Source organism: Variovorax sp. WS11 (assembly GCF_010499245.1).
Classification (GTDB): Bacteria; Pseudomonadota; Gammaproteobacteria; order Burkholderiales; family Burkholderiaceae_C; genus Variovorax.
In genome coordinates this window covers 740,286-756,618 of record NZ_JAAGOW010000001.1, presented here as the reverse complement: position 1 = coordinate 756,618, position 16,333 = coordinate 740,286, and the positions used below count along the sequence as shown (strand labels likewise).

The following is a 16,333-nucleotide window of genomic DNA, read 5'->3' as shown; positions in this document are numbered from 1 at the left end:
ATGCCGGTCCGGAACGGGCAACGCAGACACATGGATCGCTGGACCGAAATCGAACTGTTCGTGCAGACCGCGGAGCTCGGCAGCCTGTCGCGTGCCGCCGAGGCGGTGGGCCTGTCGAATGCCGCGGCCAGCCGCCACCTGGCCTCGCTCGAGGCGCGGCTGGGCGCGCAGCTGGTGCAGCGCAATACGCGGCGCCTGGCCCTGACCGAGATGGGCGAGAGCTACTACGGCCGGTGCAAGACCATCCTGGCCGACCTGCGCGACGCCGACGCGACCGTCAACGCGACGGCGCTCGACCCGATGGGCACGCTGCGCGTCACCGCGTCGCTGTCCTTCGCGATGCAGCACATCGCGCCGCTGCTGCGCGCCTACACCGAGCGCTATCCCAAGGTCACGGTCCATGTGGAGGCGGCCAACCGCTACCTCGACCTGATCGACAACAACATCGACGTGGCGATCCGCACCCGCGAGTACGAAAGCGACTCCGGCATCACCATCCGCAGCCTGGCCGAGACCCGCCGCGTCCTCGCGGCCTCGCCAGGCTACCTGGACCGGCGCGGCGCGCCGCGCACGGTGGAGGAGTTGGCCGCGCACGACCTGCTGCTCTACACCTACAGCAACAACCCCGACGCGCTCGCCTTCCGGCGCGGCGAGGAGCAGCGCACGATCAAGGTCAAGGGCCTGCTGGAGTCCAACGACGGCCAGGTGCTGCGCGCGGCCGCGCTCGACGGCCTCGGCATCCTGGTGCAGCCCAAGTACATCGTCTACGAGGACATCGTCGCCGGCCGCCTGATACCGGTGCTCGACGACTGGGACTTGCCGCGCCTGCGCATCAATATCGCCTTCCAGAGCCGGCGGCACATGTCGGCGAAGGTGCGCACCTTCATCGACTTCCTGGCCGCGCATTTCGAGCGCATGGACTACGAGCGCAAGTGGACCAGCTTCGATCCGGTGGCGAGCGGGGAGGGGGGCGCTGATCAGCGCGGCGGCGCGCCCTCGTAGGCGCGCTGCAGCAGCGCGCGGATGGCGCCGCGCTCGGCCGGGCCGAAGGGGCGCGGGTTCCAGTAAGGGTTGCTCACCGCGAGATCGGCGGCGCGGTCCAGGTCGGCCTCCTTCATGCCGATGTCCTTCAGCGCAATCGGCGCGCCGTTGTCGCGCGCCAGCGCCTGCAGGCCCTGCGCCGCGTCCGCCGTGCCGAGGGCTCTTGCAATGCGCTGCATCGCGCCCGGCGCCGCCTCGGCATTGAAGGCGATCGCATGCGGCAGCACCACCGTGTGCACCTCCGCATGCGGCAGGTTGAAGCTGCCGCCCAGCGTGTGGCACAGCTTGTGGTGCAGCGCCATGCCGACGTTGCCCAGCACGCTGCCGCACAGCCAGGCGCCGTAGAGCGCATCGGACCTCGCCTCGATGTCCTCGGGGCTGCGCCGAATCGCCGGCAGCGCCCGCGCGATGGCGGCGATGCCTTCTTCGGCCATCAGGTCCATCACCGGGTTGCTGTCCTGCGCATACAGGCCCTCGGCCGCATGGGCGATGGCGTTGATGCCGCTGGTCACGCTCAGGCCCACGGGCAGGGTGCGCGAGAGCTCGGGGTCGTAGATCACGGTGCGCGGCAGTACCCGGAAGTCCTTGCCGGTTTTCTTGAGGCCGGCCTCGGTCAGGCCGTAGATGGGCGTCATCTCGCTGCCGGCGTAGGTGGTGGGAATGGCCAGGATGGGCAGGCCCGAGTCCAGCGCGATGGCCTTGCCCAGGCCGGTGGTGGAGCCGCCGCCGATGGCCACGGCGCAGTCGGCGTCGAGCTTGCGCGCGACTTCACGGGCCTCGCGGGCGGTCTCGATCGGCACATGCATGACGGCCCGGTCGAAGATGCCGGCGGCCTGGGGGCCGAGCAGCTCGGCCACGCGCTCGGCCTGGGCGCGCTGCTCGGGCGTCGAGAGCACCAGGGCGCGCCTTGCGCCCAGCGCCTCGATCTCGCGGCCCAGGTGGGCAAGGCTGCCGGCGCCGAAGACCACGCGCTGCGGCTGGCTGGTGTAAACGAAGGAGGAGGTGGAGCGCATGACGCCGATGGTAGGCCGAAGCCCCCGCGAGCCGCCAGGGCCCGGAGCCTGCCTTTGCGCAAAACAGTTTTCCGCTGGAGCCCCTGTCCGCGCCCGCGCGGCGGTCCCATAGTCCCCGGCTGAGATTCCAAGGAGACCCCACATGCGCAACCTCGACGAAGACACCATCACCCAGGCCGTGCTGGCCCGGCACACCGGCGCCCCCGATGCCCGGCTGCGCGAGATCATGACCAGCCTGGTCCAGCACCTGCACGCCTTCGCGCGCGACGTCGGGCTCACCGAGGCCGAGTGGTTCGAGGGCATCCGCTTCCTGACTGAGGCGGGTCACATCACCGACGACAAGCGCCAGGAGTTCATCCTGCTGTCCGATACGCTGGGCTTGTCGATGCTGGTCACGGCGCTCAACAACCGCAAGCCGCGCGAGTGCACCGAGGCCACCGTGTTCGGGCCCTTCCACGTCGAGGGCTCGCCCGAGTACCCGCTGGGCGCCGACGTGGCCAATGGCGCGCGCGGCGAGCCCTGCTACGTGCGCGGCCGGGTGCTGGCGCCGGACGGCAGCCCGGTGCCCAACGCCGAGCTGCAGGTCTGGCAGGCCGATGCCGACGGCCTCTACGACGTGCAGTACAAGGGGGACCACGAGCACCGCGCCCGCGGCACGCTGCATGCCGATGCGGAGGGGCGCTTCCACTTCAAGTCGATCCGGGCCGAGGCGTATCCGATCCCGCACGACGGGCCGGTGGGCCGCATGCTCGAGGCGCTGGGGCGTCATCCCTGGCGGCCGGCGCATCTGCATTTCATGATCACGGCGCCGCGCTTCCAGCGGCTGATCACGCATGTGTTCCGCAACGGTGACGAGTACCTGGACTCCGACGCCGTGTTCGGCGTGCGCCGCTCGCTGATCGCCGACTGGGTCGAACATCCGCCCGGCCGCACGCCGGACGGCGGCATGAGCGAGGTGTCGTTCTACACGCTGGATTTCGACTTCGTGCTCGCCCCGGCGGCCTGACGAGCGGCTGCGGCCGTCAGTGCAGCAGGGCGCAGGCCCTGAGGTCCGCAGGCCCCAGCAGGATGGGCATGGAAGGCGCTGCCCGGTAGCGTTCCACGGCCCTGGCCTCGATGCAGTCGAAGTAGGCCTCGCAGGTATTGGTCAGGTCGGGGTCCTCATCCGGGCTGTCGCAGAGGCCGCGCAGCGCGGCGTCGGAGACATGGGCCACGATGCGGGGGCCGTCGAGGCCGTCGGGATAAATGGCAAACCGGACGGTTTTCGTCTCGGGGCAATGGATCGCTTCGCAGATCATTGTGTTCTCTTGTCAGAGCCTCTCTTTTTTCGCGTCGCGATTTGACGCTGACGCGCGGGCCACGCGGCGCGGCATACTTCGCGAGCCGAGGAAAGACGGCGCCTACAGAGACACATTCGCCCATGGACGACCCTTTCGAGCTGCAGCGCTTCGTCGATGCGCAAGACCCCGTGATCGACGAGGTCCGCGGCGAGCTGCGCGCAGGCCGCAAGCGTAGCCACTGGATGTGGTTCGTGTTCCCGCAACTGGCGGGTCTGGGCCACAGCGCGATGGCGCAGCGCTACGCCATCGCCTCGCTCGCGGAGGCCCGCGCCTATCTGGCCCATCCGCTCCTCGGGCCGCGGCTGCGCGACTGCAGCGCGCTGATGCTCGCGGTCGAGGGCCGCGGCGTCCACCAGATCTTCGGCGCGCCGGACGATATCAAGTTCTGGTCGTCCATGACCCTGTTCGATAGGGCCGATCCGTCCGATCCGGTCTTTCGCGACTGCCTGAACAAGTACTTCGGCGGCCGGCCCGATCGCGGGACGCTGTCCCGGATCGAAGGCAGCGATGGGGGCTGAACGCGCGATGCGCCTTGGCAGCTGGGACAGGGGAATCGGCTGGCTCGCCGCACTGGCGCTGTTTTTGCTGTTGGCCGGCTGCGCGGGTCTGCCGAGGGAGGTGGAGCGCCCGCCCTCGTACGCGGTCGCCGACACCGCGAACACGGCGCTCGGCCGCCTGGCCGTGGCCGGTGCACCGGATGCGCAGCAAAGCGGCTTCCGGCTGCTGCCCATGCCGGCCTACTCGATGCATGCGCGTCTCGAGCTGGCGCGGCGCGCGCAGCGCAGCATCGACATCCAGTACTACCTGGTGCAAAACGACGAGACCGGCCGCTACCTTCTGCGCACGCTGCGCGACGCGGCCGAGCGCGGCGTGCGCGTGCGCGTGCTGATCGACGACCTCTACACGGCAGGCGCCGACACGCTGCTGGCGAGCCTGGCGGCCCATCCGAACGTGGAGGTGCGCATCTTCAACCCCTTCCCGGCCGGGCGCGACCGGCTGCTCACGCGGCTGGGCGCCTCGCTGCTCGACATCGACCGCATCCACCGCCGCATGCACAACAAGCTCTTCGTCGCCGACAACGCGATGGCGGTGGTGGGCGGGCGCAACATCGCCAACGAATACTTCATGCGCAATGCCGGCTCCAACTTCATCGACATCGACACCCTGGTAACGGGTGCCGTGGTGCCGCGGCTGTCCTCGCTGTTCGACATGTACTGGAACAGCCCCTTCGTTTATCCGATCGAGTCGCTTGCGCACGTGCAGGGCACGCCCGGGCAGCTGCGCCAGCGCTTCGAGGAGATGACATGGGACGCCGCGATCTGGGCGCCGCAGACACCGATCGAGCGCGACCTGCTGGGCTACCAGGCGCTTGCCGAGGACCTGGACGCGGGCGAGCTGTCGCTGATCTGGGCGCGGGCCGAGGCCTATGCCGACACGCCGCACAAGGCGCTGGGCCCGCGCGAGGAGCGGCCGCGCGTGGCGGCCGATTCGCCCGAGGGCGTGCTCTTCAACGTCCGACGCTACGTGCGCGCGGCCGAGCGCGAGGCGCTGGTGACCACGCCCTACCTGATCCCGGGGCGCGGCGGCATGGAGTCCGTGCGCCAGCTGCGCGAGCGCGGCGTGCGCTTCACGCTGGTGACCAACTCGCTGGCCGCCACCGACGAGTCGCTGGTGCACCTGGGCTACCGCCGCTACCGGCCCGAGCTGGTGCGCCTCGGCGTCGAGCTCTACGAGCTGAGCCCCAAGCGCGTCGAGCAGACGCAGCGCTTCGGCATCTTCGGCTCGGCCAGCGGGCGGCTGCACGGCAAGTCGGCGGTGGTCGACGGCAAGGTGGTGTTCATCGGCTCGCTGAACTTCGATCCGCGCTCGGACCTGCACAACACCGAGCTGGGCTTGTTCATCCACAGCCCGCAGATCGCGGCGCAGCTCACCAGCCTGGTCGGCTTCATCACCATGGATGCGGCCTACCGCGTGCGCCTCGGGCCGCACGGGGATGTCGAATGGGTGAGCCCATCGGAAGACGGCGGGCCCGACGTGGTGCAGCACACCGAGCCCGAGACCGACTTCGGCTCGCGCCTGAAGCTGGAGCTGCTCGCTCCGTTGGTACCGGAGAGCCTGCTCTAGCTCAGTGCATCAGCGCAGCTGGCCGTTGAGGTAAGGCTCGGGGTCGACCGCGACGCCCTGCTTGCGCAGCTCGAAGTGCAGCTTGACGCGGTCGGCGCCGCTGCTGCCCATCTCGGCGATCTTCTGGCCCTGGCGCACCACGTCCTTCTCCTTCACGAGGATCTGCTGCGCGTGCGCGTAGGCGCTGAGGAAGGTGTCGTTGTGCTTCACGATCACCATGTTGCCGTAGCCGCGCAGCTCGCCGCCGACATAGACGACGCGGCCATCGGCCGCGGCGAGGATCGCATCGCCCGGGCTGCCCGCGATGTCCAAGCCCTTGTTGTTTTTTAAGCGTCGAAAGCGCGACAGCGTGGGCCCGGCGGCGGGCCGGATGAAGGCGGCCGGCGCGGGCGGTGGCGGCTTGACGGTGGGCGCGGGGCCGGGGGAACGGCCGCTGGGGCGGGAGAGGCGTGGTGCTGCAGGCCACCAGGCCGGCGGCCGCGACGACCATGAGGCCGGCGCGGAGAACGTAGGTCTTGGATTGCATGGCGCTTTTTCGAACCGATTTTGCGGCGGTGGTTCCCGCTCGCGCGTAGGACCGCGGCGGTTTTTCAGGGCTGAAGGCCCTGCGGTGCCTGCGCCGCGCGGCTTGCGCGATGCAGGCGCGCTCATCTATTTCAGCGGGATCGGCATCGCGCGGTCGATGGGCACCGCGGTGATGCTGTTCTTGGGCGAGCCTTCGACCAGGCGATCGGAGTAGGTCAGGTAGACCAGCGTGTTGCGCGAGGCGTCCACCATGCGCACCACGCGCAGGCGCTTGAAGAGGATGGAGAGCCGCTCGCTGTAGACCTCTTCGCGCTTGGGCAGCGGCTGGGTCACGCGCACCGGCCCGACCTGGCGGCAGGCGATGGAGGCCTCGGCCTTGTCCTCGGCCAGGCCGAAGGCGCCGGAGATGCCGCCGGTCCTGGCGCGCGAGACGTAGCAGGTCACGCCGCCGACCTTGGGATCGTCGTAGGCCTCGACCACGATCTTGTGGTCCGGGCCGATCAGCTTGAAGGCGGTGTCGACTTCGCCCACCTGCTCGGCCTGCGCCTGCGCGGCCAGCAGCAGGGCGGCGCAGCAAAGCGTCGCGCGCAGGTGCTTCATACGATGTCGAGCGTATGGACGCGGTCGAAGCTGCCGCGGCGCCGGTCCTCGAAGTAATGGGTGAGCGCCTCCCGCACCGTGCGAAAGGCGATTTCGTCCCAGGGGATTTCTTCCTCGGTGAAGAGGCGGGCCTCGATGGTCTCGTGGCCGGGGTCGAACTTGTCGCTCAGGAGGCGCGCCCGGTAGAACAAGTGCACCTGGCCCACGCGCACCACGCTCATCACCGCGAACAGGCCTTCCATCTCGTACTCGGCGCCGGCCTCTTCATCGGTCTCGCGCGCCGCGCCCTGCTCGGTGGTCTCGTTGAGCTCCATGAAGCCGGCCGGCAGCGTCCACTTGCCCCAGCGCGGCTCGATGTTGCGCTTGCACAGCAGCACCCGGTCGCCCAGCACGGGGATGGTGCCGACCACGTTGAGCGGGTTCTCGTAGTGCACCGTGTGGCAGGCCGGGCAGACGGCACGCTCGCGCGTGTCGCCGTCGTCGGGGATGCGGTAGACCACGGCGGTGCCGCAGTTCTTGCAGTGCTTGATGGGGACGCGCAGGAGCATCGGGCGTGGGCCGGCGGGTTGGTTTCAGGCCACCTTGACGGTGAGCGTGGGCAGGCCGGCGACCTGGCCGACCAGGGTGTCGCCGGCCACCACCGCGGCCACGCCTTCCGGGGTGCCGGTGAAGATCAGGTCGCCGGGCTGCAGCTCCCAGGCGGCCGACAGGTGCTCGATGGTCTCGGCCATGTTCCAGATCAGCTTGCTCACGTTGCTGCGCTGGCGGTCCTGGCCGTTGACCTGCAACGAGATCTCGGCGTGCTCGATGTCGCCGGCCTGGGCCGCCGGCACGATCGGGCCCGTGGGGGCGCTCTGCTCGAAGCTCTTGCCGATGTCCCAGGGGCGGCCCTGCTTCTTCATGTCGCCCTGCAGGTCGCGGCGCGTCATGTCCAGGCCCACGGCGTAGCCGAAGATGTGCTTCATCGCATCGGCGGCCTTGATGTTCTTGCCGCGGGTGCCGATCGCCGCGACCAGCTCGATCTCGTGGTGCAGGTTCTTGGTCAGGGTGGGGTAGGCCATGGTGCCGGTCGTCCCGGCATCGACCACCACCACGGCATCGGCCGGCTTCATGAAGAAGAAGGGCGGCTCGCGGCCGGTAAAGCCCATTTCCTTGGCGTGCTCTTCGTAGTTGCGGCCGACGCAGTAGATGCGGTGCACGGGGAAGCGGGCAGCCTGGCCGACCACCGGCAGGGACACCGGTGCCGGCGGGGTGAAGACGTATTCGGAAGCCATGGCGCAGAAAGTCCTTTTCGAGCGAAAGCGGCAGTTTGCCAGAGGGCGCGGGGCACCGCCGGGCTTTTGGCTCCGCCGGGGCGCCGGCGCTATGCTCGGGGCCATGATGAAGCTCTACAACTACTTCCGTTCCTCCGCTTCGTTCCGGGTCCGCATCGCGCTCAACCTCAAGGGCCTGGACTACGACTACCTCCCGGTGCACATCGCCCGCGGCGAGCACAAGACGGGGTCCTTCTCGGCCATCTCGCCCGACATGCTGGTGCCGTTGCTGGAAGACGAGGGCGAGCGCTTCACGCAGTCGATGGCGATCATCGAGTACCTGGACGAGATCCACCCCGAGCCCGCGCTGCTGCCGCACGATCCCGTGGGCCGTGCGCACGTGCGGGCGCTGGCGCAGTCGGTCGCCTGCGAGATCCACCCGCTCAACAACCTGCGCGTGCTCAAGTACCTGGTGCGCGAACTCAAGCTCGGCGACGATGCCAAGAACACCTGGTACCGCCACTGGGTGCGCGAGGGCATGCTGGCCTTCGAGCGCCAGCTCGCGCTGCGCCCGGCCAGCCTCTATTGCTGGGGCGACACGCCCACGCTGGCCGACTGCTGCCTCGTGCCGCAGGTCTTCAACGGCCAGCGCTTCGACTGCGACTTCAGCGGGCTGCCGCGCACCATGGCCGCCTTCGAGGCCTGCATGCAGCTCGACGCCTTTCAGCGCGCCCAGCCCTCGCGCTGCCCCGACGCGGAGCCATGAGCCGCAGGGCCGCTCCCAAGGCGAATAGCACCGCAGCCGAAGGCGAAGGTACTCCAGTGAGCCGCCGGGCCGCTCCCGAGGCGAATAGCACCGCAACCGAAGGCGAAGGTACCTTACTGAGCATGCTGCCGGCCGAGCGGCTGGTGCCCGACTGGCCGGCGCCGGCTGGGGTGCATGCGCTGTGCACCACGCGCGAGGGTGGGGTCTCCGGTGACGCCTGGCGAAGCCTCAACCTCGGCGATCACGTGGGCGATGTGCCGACCGACGTGGCGGCCAACCGTGCACTGCTGCGCGATGCGATCGGCGCGCGCCCCGTCTTCCTTCAGCAGGTGCACGGCACCCGGCTGCTGGCGCTGCAAGCCGACACGCCCGACGGCGGCACGGCCGATGCCTGCACCACCACTGCGAGCGGCATCGCCTGCACCATCATGGTCGCCGACTGCCTGCCGGTGCTCTTCACCGATGGCCGCGGCCGCCGCGTGGCCGCCGCCCACGCCGGCTGGCGCGGCCTGGCCGCCGGGGTGCTGGAGGAGGCCGTTGGCGCCTTCGCGCCCGAGGCCGGTTCCGGGGAACTCATGGCCTGGCTCGGCCCCTGCATCGGGCCCGAGGCCTTCGAGGTCGGGGACGAGGTCCGGGTGGCCTTCGAAGCGGCCGCGCCGCAAGCTGCCCGGTGCTTCAAGCCCGGCCCGGCGCCCGGCAAATGGCTGGCGGATCTCGCGGGCCTGGCGCGCCAGCGCCTGCAGGCGGCTGGCGTCGTGCAGCTTTACGGCAACGACGGCAGCGCCGCCTGGTGCACCGTGAACAACCCGTTACGTTTTTTCTCGCACCGGCGGGACCGCATCAGCGGCCGTTTCGCTGCCTGCATCTGGCGCGACTGAAGGTGGTGCCGCCGCTCGCATGGCGGCCTCTCGCTCGGCCGCCTCGCGTGCGCGGATGGCCTTGCGGCGCCCCGGTGCGCCCATCAGGTAAACCACCAGTGCCACCGGCGCCAAGCCATAGAGTAGAAAGGTGAAGACCGCACCGAGCACCGTGCCGTTGGTGTTGGTGGCCTCGGCGACCGCCATCATGAGGGCGACATACAGCCAGGCGATGACGACGAGATGCATAGGCGAGGTTTTCAGGAAGGTATAGCGGGCTTTTGCTGGCCGGGCCCTGCCGGATGCAGCATACTCAAAAGCCGATACGACAAGGTGAGGAACCAGGAGACGACATGAGACAAGAACAACAGACCGCGGCCGATGCCACTTTCGCGCCGTTTCAACAGGCGCTGACGCAGGGTTGGGAGAAGGCACTGGAGTCCTTCCAGTCGCTCGGCAAGGCCCCTCAGGCCGACATGCCCTGGGACATGCCCCGCTTCTCCTTCTCCGCCTCCAGGCTCCAGGAACTGCAGCGGCACTACATCGAAGAGGCCACCGAGCTGTGGCGCGAGGACATGGCGGCGCGCGCCCGCGGCGACCGGCGCTTCGCGGCCGAGGCCTGGGGCAGCAATCCGGTGGCAGCCTTCTCGGCGGCGGTCTACCTGCTCAACACGCGCACGCTGCTCGGCATGGCCGAAGCCGTCGAGGGCGACGCCAAGACCCGCGCCCGCCTGCGCTTCGCGGTCGAGCAGTGGGTGGCAGCCTCGTCGCCCAGCAACTACCTGGCCTTCAATGCCGAGGCGCAGAAGAAGGCGCTCGAAAGCCAGGGCGAGAGCATCGCCAAGGGCATCCAGAACCTGCTGAAGGACGTGCAGCAGGGTCACCTCAGCATGACCGACGAGAGCGTCTTCGAGGTCGGCCGCAACGTGGCCACCACCGAGGGCGCCGTGGTGTTCGAGAACGATCTGTTCCAGTTGCTCGAATACAAGCCGCTGACGGCCAAGGTCTACGAGCGGCCGCTGCTGCTGGTGCCGCCCTGCATCAACAAGTTCTACATCCTCGACCTGCAGCCCGAGAACTCGCTGATCCGCTATGCGGTCGAGCAGGGACACCGCACGTTCGTGGTGAGCTGGCGCAATCCCGATGCCTCGATGAGCCAGTACACCTGGGACGACTACATCGAGGACGCCGCGATCAAGGCGATCCAGGTCACTCGCGAGATCACCGGCCAGGACAAGAAGGGCGGCCAGATCGACACACTGGGCTTCTGCGTCGGCGGCACCATCCTGTCGACCGCGCTGGCGGTGCTGGCGGCGCGCGGCGAGCAGCCCGCGTCCTCGGTCACGCTGCTGACCACGCTGCTCGATTTCAGCGACACCGGCATCCTCGACATCTTCATCGACGAGGCCTTCGTGCGCTTCCGCGAGATGCAGATGAACGCGGGAGGCCTGCTGGCCGGCAGCGAGCTGGCCTCCACCTTCAGCTTCCTGCGCCCCAACGACCTCGTGTGGAACTACGTGGTGGGCAACTACCTCAAGGGCGAGACCCCGCCGCCCTTCGACCTGCTGTACTGGAACAGCGACGCCACCAACCTGCCCGGGCCCATGTACTGCTGGTACCTGCGCAACACCTACCACGAGAACAAGCTGGCCGTGCCCGGCGCGCTCACCGTGGCCGGCGAGCAGATCGACCTGGGCCGCATCGAGGCGCCGGTCTACCTCTACGGCTCGCGCGAAGACCACATCGTGCCCATCGACGGCGCCTATGCGTCGACGCAACTGCTCAAGGGCAAGAAGCGCTTCGTCATGGGGGCCTCGGGCCACATCGCCGGCGTGATCAACCCACCGGCCAAGAAGAAGCGCAGCCATTGGATTCGTGCCGACGGCAAGTTGCCGAAGACCCAGGCCGAATGGCTGGCCGGGGCCGCCGAGCATCCCGGCAGCTGGTGGACCGACTGGTCCGCCTGGCTCAAGACCCACGCGGGCAAGCAGATCCCTGCCCCGAAGTCCTACGGCAAGGGCAGCGCCTACAAGGCGATCGAGTCCGCGCCGGGCCGCTACGTCAAGGCGCGAGCCTGACCTTCACCTCACCTTTTTTGTTCAAGCCTCGGAGAGCAAACACCATGGAAGACATCGTCATCGTTTCGGCCGCACGCACGGCCGTGGGCAAGTTCGGCGGATCGCTGGCCAACATCGCGGCCACCGAGCTCGGCTCGATCGTGATCAAGGAAGTGCTCGAGCGCGCCAAGGTCGGCAGCGACCAGATCGGCGAAGTCATCATGGGCCAGGTGCTCACGGCAGGCAGCGGCCAGAACCCGGCGCGCCAGGCGCTGCTGAAGAGCGGCATCGCCAACGCAACGCCCGCGCTCACCATCAACGCCGTCTGCGGCTCGGGCCTCAAGGCCGTGATGCTGGCCGCGCAGGCCGTGGCCACCGGCGACAGCGAGATCGTGGTGGCGGGCGGGCAGGAGAGCATGAGCCTCGCGCCGCACGTGCTGCCCAACTCGCGCAACGGCCAGCGCATGGGCGACTGGAAGCTGGTCGACACGATGATCATCGACGGCCTGTGGGACGTGTACAACCAGTACCACATGGGCATCACGGCCGAGAACGTGGCCAAGAAGTACGACATCAGCCGCAGCGCGCAGGACGAGCTCGCGCTCGCCAGCCAGACCAAGGCCGCCGCCGCGCAGGACGCCGGCAAGTTCAAGGACGAGATCGTCGCCGTCAACATTCCGCAGAAGAAGGGCGACCCGGTCGTCTTCAACCAGGACGAGTTCATCAACCGCAAGACCAGCGCCGAAGGCCTGGCCGGCCTGCGTCCCGCCTTCGACAAGGCCGGCGGCGTGACGGCGGGCAATGCCTCCGGCCTCAACGACGGCGCTGCTGCCGTGCTGGTGATGACCGCCAAGAAGGCGGCCGCGCTGGGCCTGAAGCCGCTGGGCCGCATCGCCAGCTACGCCAGCACCGGCCTCGACCCGGCCTTCATGGGCATGGGCCCGGTGCCCGCCTCGCAGAAGGCGCTGCAGCGCGCCGGCTGGAAGCCGCAGGACCTCGACGTGCTCGAGATCAACGAGGCCTTCGCCGCCCAGGCCTGCGCCGTCAACCGCGAGATGGGCTGGGACATCAACAAGGTCAACGTGAACGGCGGCGCCATCGCCATCGGCCACCCGATCGGCGCCTCGGGTTGCCGCATCCTGGTGACGCTGCTGCACGAGATGCAGCGCCAGAACGCGAAGAAGGGCATCGCCTCGCTGTGCATCGGCGGCGGCATGGGGGTCGCACTCACGATCGAGCGCTGAGACGTCCTGCTGTTTGCGAAAGCGCCGCGTTCATGCGCGGCGCTTTTTTTTGCGCTTAGCCTCACCCCGCACGCGCCGCCCGCTCCGCATAGTGCGCGCACAGCGTGTCGACCAGCGCCTGCGCATAGGTGGGCAGCGCGGCGCGGTCGCGCACCAGCAGGAAGCGCTCGCGCACGCACCACGGGTCGCTGAGCTCGATCAGCGCCAGCTTCATGCTCTCGAGGTTGCGGCGCGCGGCCGACTCCGGCACCACGCCGATGCCGACGCCGCTGCCGATCATGCGGCACATGGCGTCGAAGCTGCCGAGCTGGATGCGCAGCTTCTGGCTCTTGCCCAGGCTCTCGGTGATCTGCGCCAGGAAGGCCTGCAGCGTGCTGCCCGGTTGCATGCCCACCGCGTCCTCGTCCAGCGTCTCGGCGAAGGCGATGCGCCGGCGCCGCGCGAAGCGGTGCTTGCGCGCGGTCACGAGCACCAGCCGGTCGGTGCTGAAGTGGATCGCCTCCAGGCCCAGCGTGTCGATGAGGCCGGCGACGATGCCGATGTCGGCGCGGCCGTCGAGCACGCCGTGCGGGATCTGTGCGTTCGGTTTCTCCTGAAGGTCGATGTTGATGCGCGGATGGCGCGCCAGAAAGCCGGGCAGGATCTCGGGCAGGAAGTCGCTCACCGCAGTGGTGTTGGCGAACACCCGCAGATGGCCGCGCAGGCCGCCGCCGTATTCCTTGAGCTCGGCGCCGAGCTGGCCGGCCTGGTGCAGCACCAGGCGGGCATGGTGGAGGAAGGCCTCGCCCGGCGGCAGCAGGCGCACGCCGCGGGCCTCGCGCGCCAGCAGTGCAAGGCCCGCTTGCGTCTCCAGCGCCTTGATGCGGGCGCTTGCCGCGGCCAGCGACAGGTGCTGGCGCTCGGCCGCGCGCGTGAGGCTGCCCAGCTCGGCGGCGGCGACGAAAAGGCGCAGATCGGTCAGGTCGAATTGCATGGCAGGAGCATCCTAGCAAGGCTTCGGAATTCCTGAAGGCTCGATCTCGAAATCGCAGATTGCGCGCGAGCCAGGCCGCGGCCACCATGCAGGGCAGGGCGCGGCAAGAGCGCCGCTTGCATCGGAGACACCTGGCGACATGACCCCACCCACGAACCCTTCTCCCGGCATCGACGCCGCGGCACTGGCCGGCCTGCAAGCCTGGCAGGGGCGCAGCGAGACGCTGGCCGATCAGATCAGCGCCGCCCCGGTGCGCGCGCTCGCCGCCACGCTGGACCGCAACGACCCTGCGCCGGAGCCGGGCACGCGGGTGCCCGAGCTCTGGCACTGGCTCTATTTCCTGCCCCATCACCGGCAATCCGAGATCGGCCCCGACGGCCACGCGAAGCGCGGCGGCTTCCTGCCGCCGGTGCCGCTGCCGCGCCGCATGTGGGCCGGCGGCCGGCTCAACTGGGAAACGGGCAACCCGCTGGTGGTCGGCGATGCGGTGGAGCGAAGATCGACCATCGCCTCGGTCTCGCACAAGACCGGGCGCAGCGGCGAGCTGGTCTTCGTGCTGGTGCGGCACGAAGTCCGCAACGCGCGCGGCCTGGCGCTGACCGAGGAGCATGACATCGTGTACCGCGCCGCGCCGGCACCCGGGGAGGCCCCTGCAGCCCCCACGCCGACGCTCAAGGACGCGGCCTTCAGCCGCGAACTCACGCCCGACGACGTGCTGCTGTTCCGCTATTCGGCGCTGACCTTCAACGGCCACCGCATCCACTACGACCGCCGCTACGTGACCGAGGTCGAGGGCTATCCGGGCCTGATCGTGCACGGCCCGTTGATTGCCACGCTGCTGGTCGACCTGCTGCGGCGCGAGAAGCCCGGGGCTTCGCTCGCGCGCTTCGAGTTCCGCGCGCTGCGGCCCGTCTTCGACGGCACGCGGCTGCGCGTTCACGGCCGGCCCGAGGCCGACAAGCACTTCAGCCTGTGGGCCGAAGACGCCAATGGCTGGCTGGCGATGCAGGCCAGCGCCGCTCTTGCCTGAAGCGCCCATTAAGGTCGACGCACACACCGGGTCCATCCTTCGTTCGCTGGGATGCAGCGAAAAGGACATCGCCGCATTGCGCGCAACGAAAGCAATCTGAAATGGCTCCCATGACATCACCCACCGAAACTCTCTCGCGCTTCGCCGCGGGCCTTCGCTTCGGCGATATCCCGGCGCCGGTCGTGCGCCGTGCCGAGGACCTGCTGGTCGACTGGTTCGGCTCGGCCATCGCCGGGCATGGCGCTCGGCCGGTCGAGACCATCGCCGCCTTCGCGCGCGAGATGGGACCCGCGGCCGGGCCCAGCGAAGTGCTGGTGGGTCGCACGCGCAGCAGCCCGTACTTCGCGGCCCTGGTCAACGCCGCGGCCTCCCACGTGGCCGAGCAGGACGATGTGCACAATGGCTCGGTTTTCCATCCCGCAACGGTCGTGTTCCCGGTCGCGCTGGCCTTGGCCCAGGCCCTGGGCGCGAGCGGCGAGCGCTTGCTGGCGGCGGCGGTCGCGGGCTACGAGGTCGGCATCCGCGTCGGCGAATTCCTCGGGCGCTCGCACTACAAGGTGTTCCACACCACCGGCACGGCCGGCACGATCGCGGCAGCGGCCACCGCCGGGCATCTGCTGGGGCTGGACGCGGCGCGCATGCAGCACGCCTTCGGCTCGGCCGGCACGCAGGCGGCGGGGCTGTGGGAGTTCCTGCGCACCGCGGCCGATTCCAAGCAACTGCACACGGCGCATGCGGCCGCCGCCGGGCTCATGGCCGCGACGCTGGCGCGCGACAGCTTCACCGGGGCGCAGCAGATCCTCGAGGGACCGCAGGGCCTGGCCGCGGGCATGTCGCAGGACGCCGATCCGCAGCGCCTGGTCGATGGCCTGGGCACGCGCTGGGCGCTGGCGGAAACCTCCTTCAAGTACCACGCCTCCTGCCGCCATACGCACCCGGCTGCGGATGCGCTGCTGCTGGTGATGCGCGAGCACGGGCTGCGCGCGGAGGACCTGGAACAGGTGAGCACGCATGTGCACCAGGGTGCCATCGACGTGCTGGGGCCGGTGGTCGACCCGGCCACGGTGCACCAGTCGAAGTTCTCGATGGGCACGGTGCTCGCGCTGGCGGCGCGCTTCGGCCAGGCCGGCCTCGCCGAGTTCGACGCGCACTTCCGCGATGCCGAGACCCAGGCCCTGCGTGATCGCGTGCAGATGGAGCTCGACGCCGAGGTGGATGCCGCCTATCCGAAACGCTGGATCGGCAAGGTCACGGTGCACACCCGCGACGGCCGCGTGCTGAAGGGCCGCGTCGACGAGCCCAAGGGCGACCCGGGCAACACGCTCAGCCGCGAGGAGATCGATGCCAAGGCCCTGCGCCTCGCCGCCTTCAGCGGCGGTGCGAGCGAGGGGGAGATGCAGGCGGCTCTGGAGCGGCTCTGGCATGTGGCGCGTGCGCCTGCCGTCGGCATGCTGCTGGGGTCGAAGCAAAGCGTCGGCGCGTGAACCAACCCATCAAGGAGACAACAGAC

The 16,333-nt window shown here is 69.5% G+C and carries 18 protein-coding genes; 10 read left to right on the top strand and 8 right to left on the bottom strand.

From position 1 onward, the window contains the following. Positions 1-30: 30 nt before the first annotated feature. Positions 31-1,002 carry a LysR family transcriptional regulator gene (locus GXN78_RS03870; protein WP_106556854.1) on the top strand — a complete coding sequence of 324 codons (972 nt, stop codon included), beginning with the start codon at positions 31-33 and terminating at the stop codon, positions 1,000-1,002. Here the strand turns inward: GXN78_RS03870 and GXN78_RS03865 are convergent. Continuing rightward, on the bottom strand, positions 978-2,054 hold the full coding sequence (locus GXN78_RS03865; RefSeq protein WP_164255362.1) for a maleylacetate reductase: 1,077 nt from the start codon (positions 2,052-2,054) through the stop codon (positions 978-980). The two genes, GXN78_RS03870 and GXN78_RS03865, sit on opposite strands and share 25 nt — an antisense overlap. A gap of 142 nt (positions 2,055-2,196) precedes the next feature. Between GXN78_RS03865 and GXN78_RS03860 the strand changes: the two genes are divergently transcribed. Then, entirely contained in the window at positions 2,197-3,060 is an 864-nt protein-coding gene (locus GXN78_RS03860) for an intradiol ring-cleavage dioxygenase (RefSeq protein WP_106561456.1), read from the top strand. 16 nt (positions 3,061-3,076) lie between these two features. Here GXN78_RS03860 and GXN78_RS03855 read toward each other — a convergent pair whose 3' ends face one another. Then, positions 3,077-3,352, bottom strand: coding sequence for a hypothetical protein (locus GXN78_RS03855; protein WP_106561455.1), 276 nt, complete (start codon positions 3,350-3,352; stop codon positions 3,077-3,079). Positions 3,353-3,474: 122 nt separating this feature from the next. Between GXN78_RS03855 and GXN78_RS03850 the strand changes: the two genes are divergently transcribed. Together GXN78_RS03850 and GXN78_RS03845 are read left to right on the top strand one after the other, a co-directional pair. Further along, positions 3,475-3,912: a DUF1810 domain-containing protein gene (locus GXN78_RS03850; protein WP_106561454.1), complete on the top strand. Its 438-nt coding sequence runs from the start codon at positions 3,475-3,477 to the stop codon at positions 3,910-3,912. A 7-nt stretch (positions 3,913-3,919) separates the two neighbouring features. Continuing rightward, positions 3,920-5,518 (top strand): phospholipase D family protein, encoded by a 1,599-nt coding sequence (locus tag GXN78_RS03845; protein ID WP_239142793.1) that lies wholly within the window; start codon positions 3,920-3,922, stop codon positions 5,516-5,518. A gap of 9 nt (positions 5,519-5,527) precedes the next feature. Here GXN78_RS03845 and GXN78_RS41035 read toward each other — a convergent pair whose 3' ends face one another. The 4 genes from GXN78_RS41035 to GXN78_RS03825 all read right to left on the bottom strand — a co-directional run bounded on the left by GXN78_RS41035 (position 5,528) and on the right by GXN78_RS03825 (position 7,917). Next, positions 5,528-5,830 (bottom strand): peptidoglycan DD-metalloendopeptidase family protein, encoded by a 303-nt coding sequence (locus GXN78_RS41035; RefSeq protein ID WP_343231010.1) that lies wholly within the window; start codon positions 5,828-5,830, stop codon positions 5,528-5,530. 339 nt (positions 5,831-6,169) lie between these two features. Further along, positions 6,170-6,643 (bottom strand): CreA family protein, encoded by a 474-nt coding sequence (locus GXN78_RS03835; RefSeq protein ID WP_106557834.1) that lies wholly within the window; start codon positions 6,641-6,643, stop codon positions 6,170-6,172. Beyond that, positions 6,640-7,191 (bottom strand): NUDIX hydrolase, encoded by a 552-nt coding sequence (locus GXN78_RS03830; protein WP_106557833.1) that lies wholly within the window; start codon positions 7,189-7,191, stop codon positions 6,640-6,642. The genes GXN78_RS03835 and GXN78_RS03830 overlap by 4 nt, the downstream gene beginning before the upstream one ends. Before the next feature lie 24 nt (positions 7,192-7,215). Further along, the gene (locus GXN78_RS03825; protein WP_106557832.1) at positions 7,216-7,917 is read right to left on the bottom strand and encodes a fumarylacetoacetate hydrolase family protein; all 702 of its coding nucleotides are present in this window, start codon (positions 7,915-7,917) and stop codon (positions 7,216-7,218) included. Between the two features lie 106 nt (positions 7,918-8,023). Between GXN78_RS03825 and maiA the strand changes: the two genes are divergently transcribed. Together maiA and pgeF are read left to right on the top strand one after the other, a co-directional pair. Next, positions 8,024-8,662: a maleylacetoacetate isomerase gene (gene maiA, locus GXN78_RS03820; protein ID WP_106557839.1), complete on the top strand. Its 639-nt coding sequence runs from the start codon at positions 8,024-8,026 to the stop codon at positions 8,660-8,662. 122 nt (positions 8,663-8,784) lie between these two features. After that, a complete protein-coding gene (pgeF, locus tag GXN78_RS03815; protein ID WP_106557831.1) occupies positions 8,785-9,540 on the top strand; it encodes a peptidoglycan editing factor PgeF in 756 nt (251 codons plus the stop codon). On the opposite strand, the gene GXN78_RS03810 is transcribed toward pgeF, so the two are convergent. Next, positions 9,472-9,768, bottom strand: a complete 297-nt coding sequence (locus GXN78_RS03810) for a hypothetical protein (protein ID WP_106557830.1) — start codon at positions 9,766-9,768, stop codon at positions 9,472-9,474. The genes pgeF and GXN78_RS03810 overlap by 69 nt on opposite strands. 104 nt (positions 9,769-9,872) lie before the next feature. Here GXN78_RS03810 and phaC point away from each other — a divergent pair, with 104 nt between their 5' ends. Both phaC and GXN78_RS03800 read left to right on the top strand, forming a co-directional pair. Further along, positions 9,873-11,597, top strand: a complete 1,725-nt coding sequence (gene phaC, locus GXN78_RS03805) for a class I poly(R)-hydroxyalkanoic acid synthase (RefSeq protein WP_106557829.1) — start codon at positions 9,873-9,875, stop codon at positions 11,595-11,597. Between the two features lie 44 nt (positions 11,598-11,641). After that, positions 11,642-12,820 (top strand): acetyl-CoA C-acetyltransferase, encoded by a 1,179-nt coding sequence (locus tag GXN78_RS03800; RefSeq protein ID WP_106557828.1) that lies wholly within the window; start codon positions 11,642-11,644, stop codon positions 12,818-12,820. Positions 12,821-12,881: 61 nt separating this feature from the next. Here GXN78_RS03800 and GXN78_RS03795 read toward each other — a convergent pair whose 3' ends face one another. Beyond that, on the bottom strand, positions 12,882-13,793 hold the full coding sequence (locus GXN78_RS03795; protein ID WP_106557827.1) for a LysR substrate-binding domain-containing protein: 912 nt from the start codon (positions 13,791-13,793) through the stop codon (positions 12,882-12,884). Between the two features lie 139 nt (positions 13,794-13,932). Here GXN78_RS03795 and GXN78_RS03790 point away from each other — a divergent pair, with 139 nt between their 5' ends. After that, entirely contained in the window at positions 13,933-14,823 is an 891-nt protein-coding gene (locus GXN78_RS03790) for a MaoC family dehydratase N-terminal domain-containing protein (protein WP_106557826.1), read from the top strand. A 110-nt stretch (positions 14,824-14,933) separates the two neighbouring features. After that, entirely contained in the window at positions 14,934-16,307 is a 1,374-nt protein-coding gene (locus GXN78_RS03785; RefSeq protein ID WP_106557825.1) for an MmgE/PrpD family protein, read from the top strand. Positions 16,308-16,333 lie beyond the last annotated feature (26 nt).

Excerpts from the sequence above, each read along its gene's own strand:
- GXN78_RS03870 (WP_106556854.1), top strand. The coding sequence starts at position 31 with ATGGATCGCTGGACCGAAATCGAACTGTTCGTGCAGACCGCGGAGCTC.
- GXN78_RS03865 (WP_164255362.1), bottom strand. The coding sequence starts at position 2,054 with ATGCGCTCCACCTCCTCCTTCGTTTACACCAGCCAGCCGCAGCGCGTG.
- GXN78_RS03860 (WP_106561456.1), top strand. The coding sequence starts at position 2,197 with ATGCGCAACCTCGACGAAGACACCATCACCCAGGCCGTGCTGGCCCGG.
- GXN78_RS03855 (WP_106561455.1), bottom strand. The coding sequence starts at position 3,352 with ATGATCTGCGAAGCGATCCATTGCCCCGAGACGAAAACCGTCCGGTTT.
- GXN78_RS03850 (WP_106561454.1), top strand. The coding sequence starts at position 3,475 with ATGGACGACCCTTTCGAGCTGCAGCGCTTCGTCGATGCGCAAGACCCC.
- GXN78_RS03845 (WP_239142793.1), top strand. The coding sequence starts at position 3,920 with ATGCGCCTTGGCAGCTGGGACAGGGGAATCGGCTGGCTCGCCGCACTG.
- GXN78_RS03835 (WP_106557834.1), bottom strand. The coding sequence starts at position 6,643 with ATGAAGCACCTGCGCGCGACGCTTTGCTGCGCCGCCCTGCTGCTGGCC.
- GXN78_RS03830 (WP_106557833.1), bottom strand. The coding sequence starts at position 7,191 with ATGCTCCTGCGCGTCCCCATCAAGCACTGCAAGAACTGCGGCACCGCC.
- GXN78_RS03825 (WP_106557832.1), bottom strand. The coding sequence starts at position 7,917 with ATGGCTTCCGAATACGTCTTCACCCCGCCGGCACCGGTGTCCCTGCCG.
- maiA (WP_106557839.1), top strand. The coding sequence starts at position 8,024 with ATGAAGCTCTACAACTACTTCCGTTCCTCCGCTTCGTTCCGGGTCCGC.
- pgeF (WP_106557831.1), top strand. The coding sequence starts at position 8,785 with ATGCTGCCGGCCGAGCGGCTGGTGCCCGACTGGCCGGCGCCGGCTGGG.
- GXN78_RS03810 (WP_106557830.1), bottom strand. The coding sequence starts at position 9,768 with ATGCATCTCGTCGTCATCGCCTGGCTGTATGTCGCCCTCATGATGGCG.
- phaC (WP_106557829.1), top strand. The coding sequence starts at position 9,873 with ATGAGACAAGAACAACAGACCGCGGCCGATGCCACTTTCGCGCCGTTT.
- GXN78_RS03800 (WP_106557828.1), top strand. The coding sequence starts at position 11,642 with ATGGAAGACATCGTCATCGTTTCGGCCGCACGCACGGCCGTGGGCAAG.
- GXN78_RS03795 (WP_106557827.1), bottom strand. The coding sequence starts at position 13,793 with ATGCAATTCGACCTGACCGATCTGCGCCTTTTCGTCGCCGCCGCCGAG.
- GXN78_RS03790 (WP_106557826.1), top strand. The coding sequence starts at position 13,933 with ATGACCCCACCCACGAACCCTTCTCCCGGCATCGACGCCGCGGCACTG.
- GXN78_RS03785 (WP_106557825.1), top strand. The coding sequence starts at position 14,934 with ATGACATCACCCACCGAAACTCTCTCGCGCTTCGCCGCGGGCCTTCGC.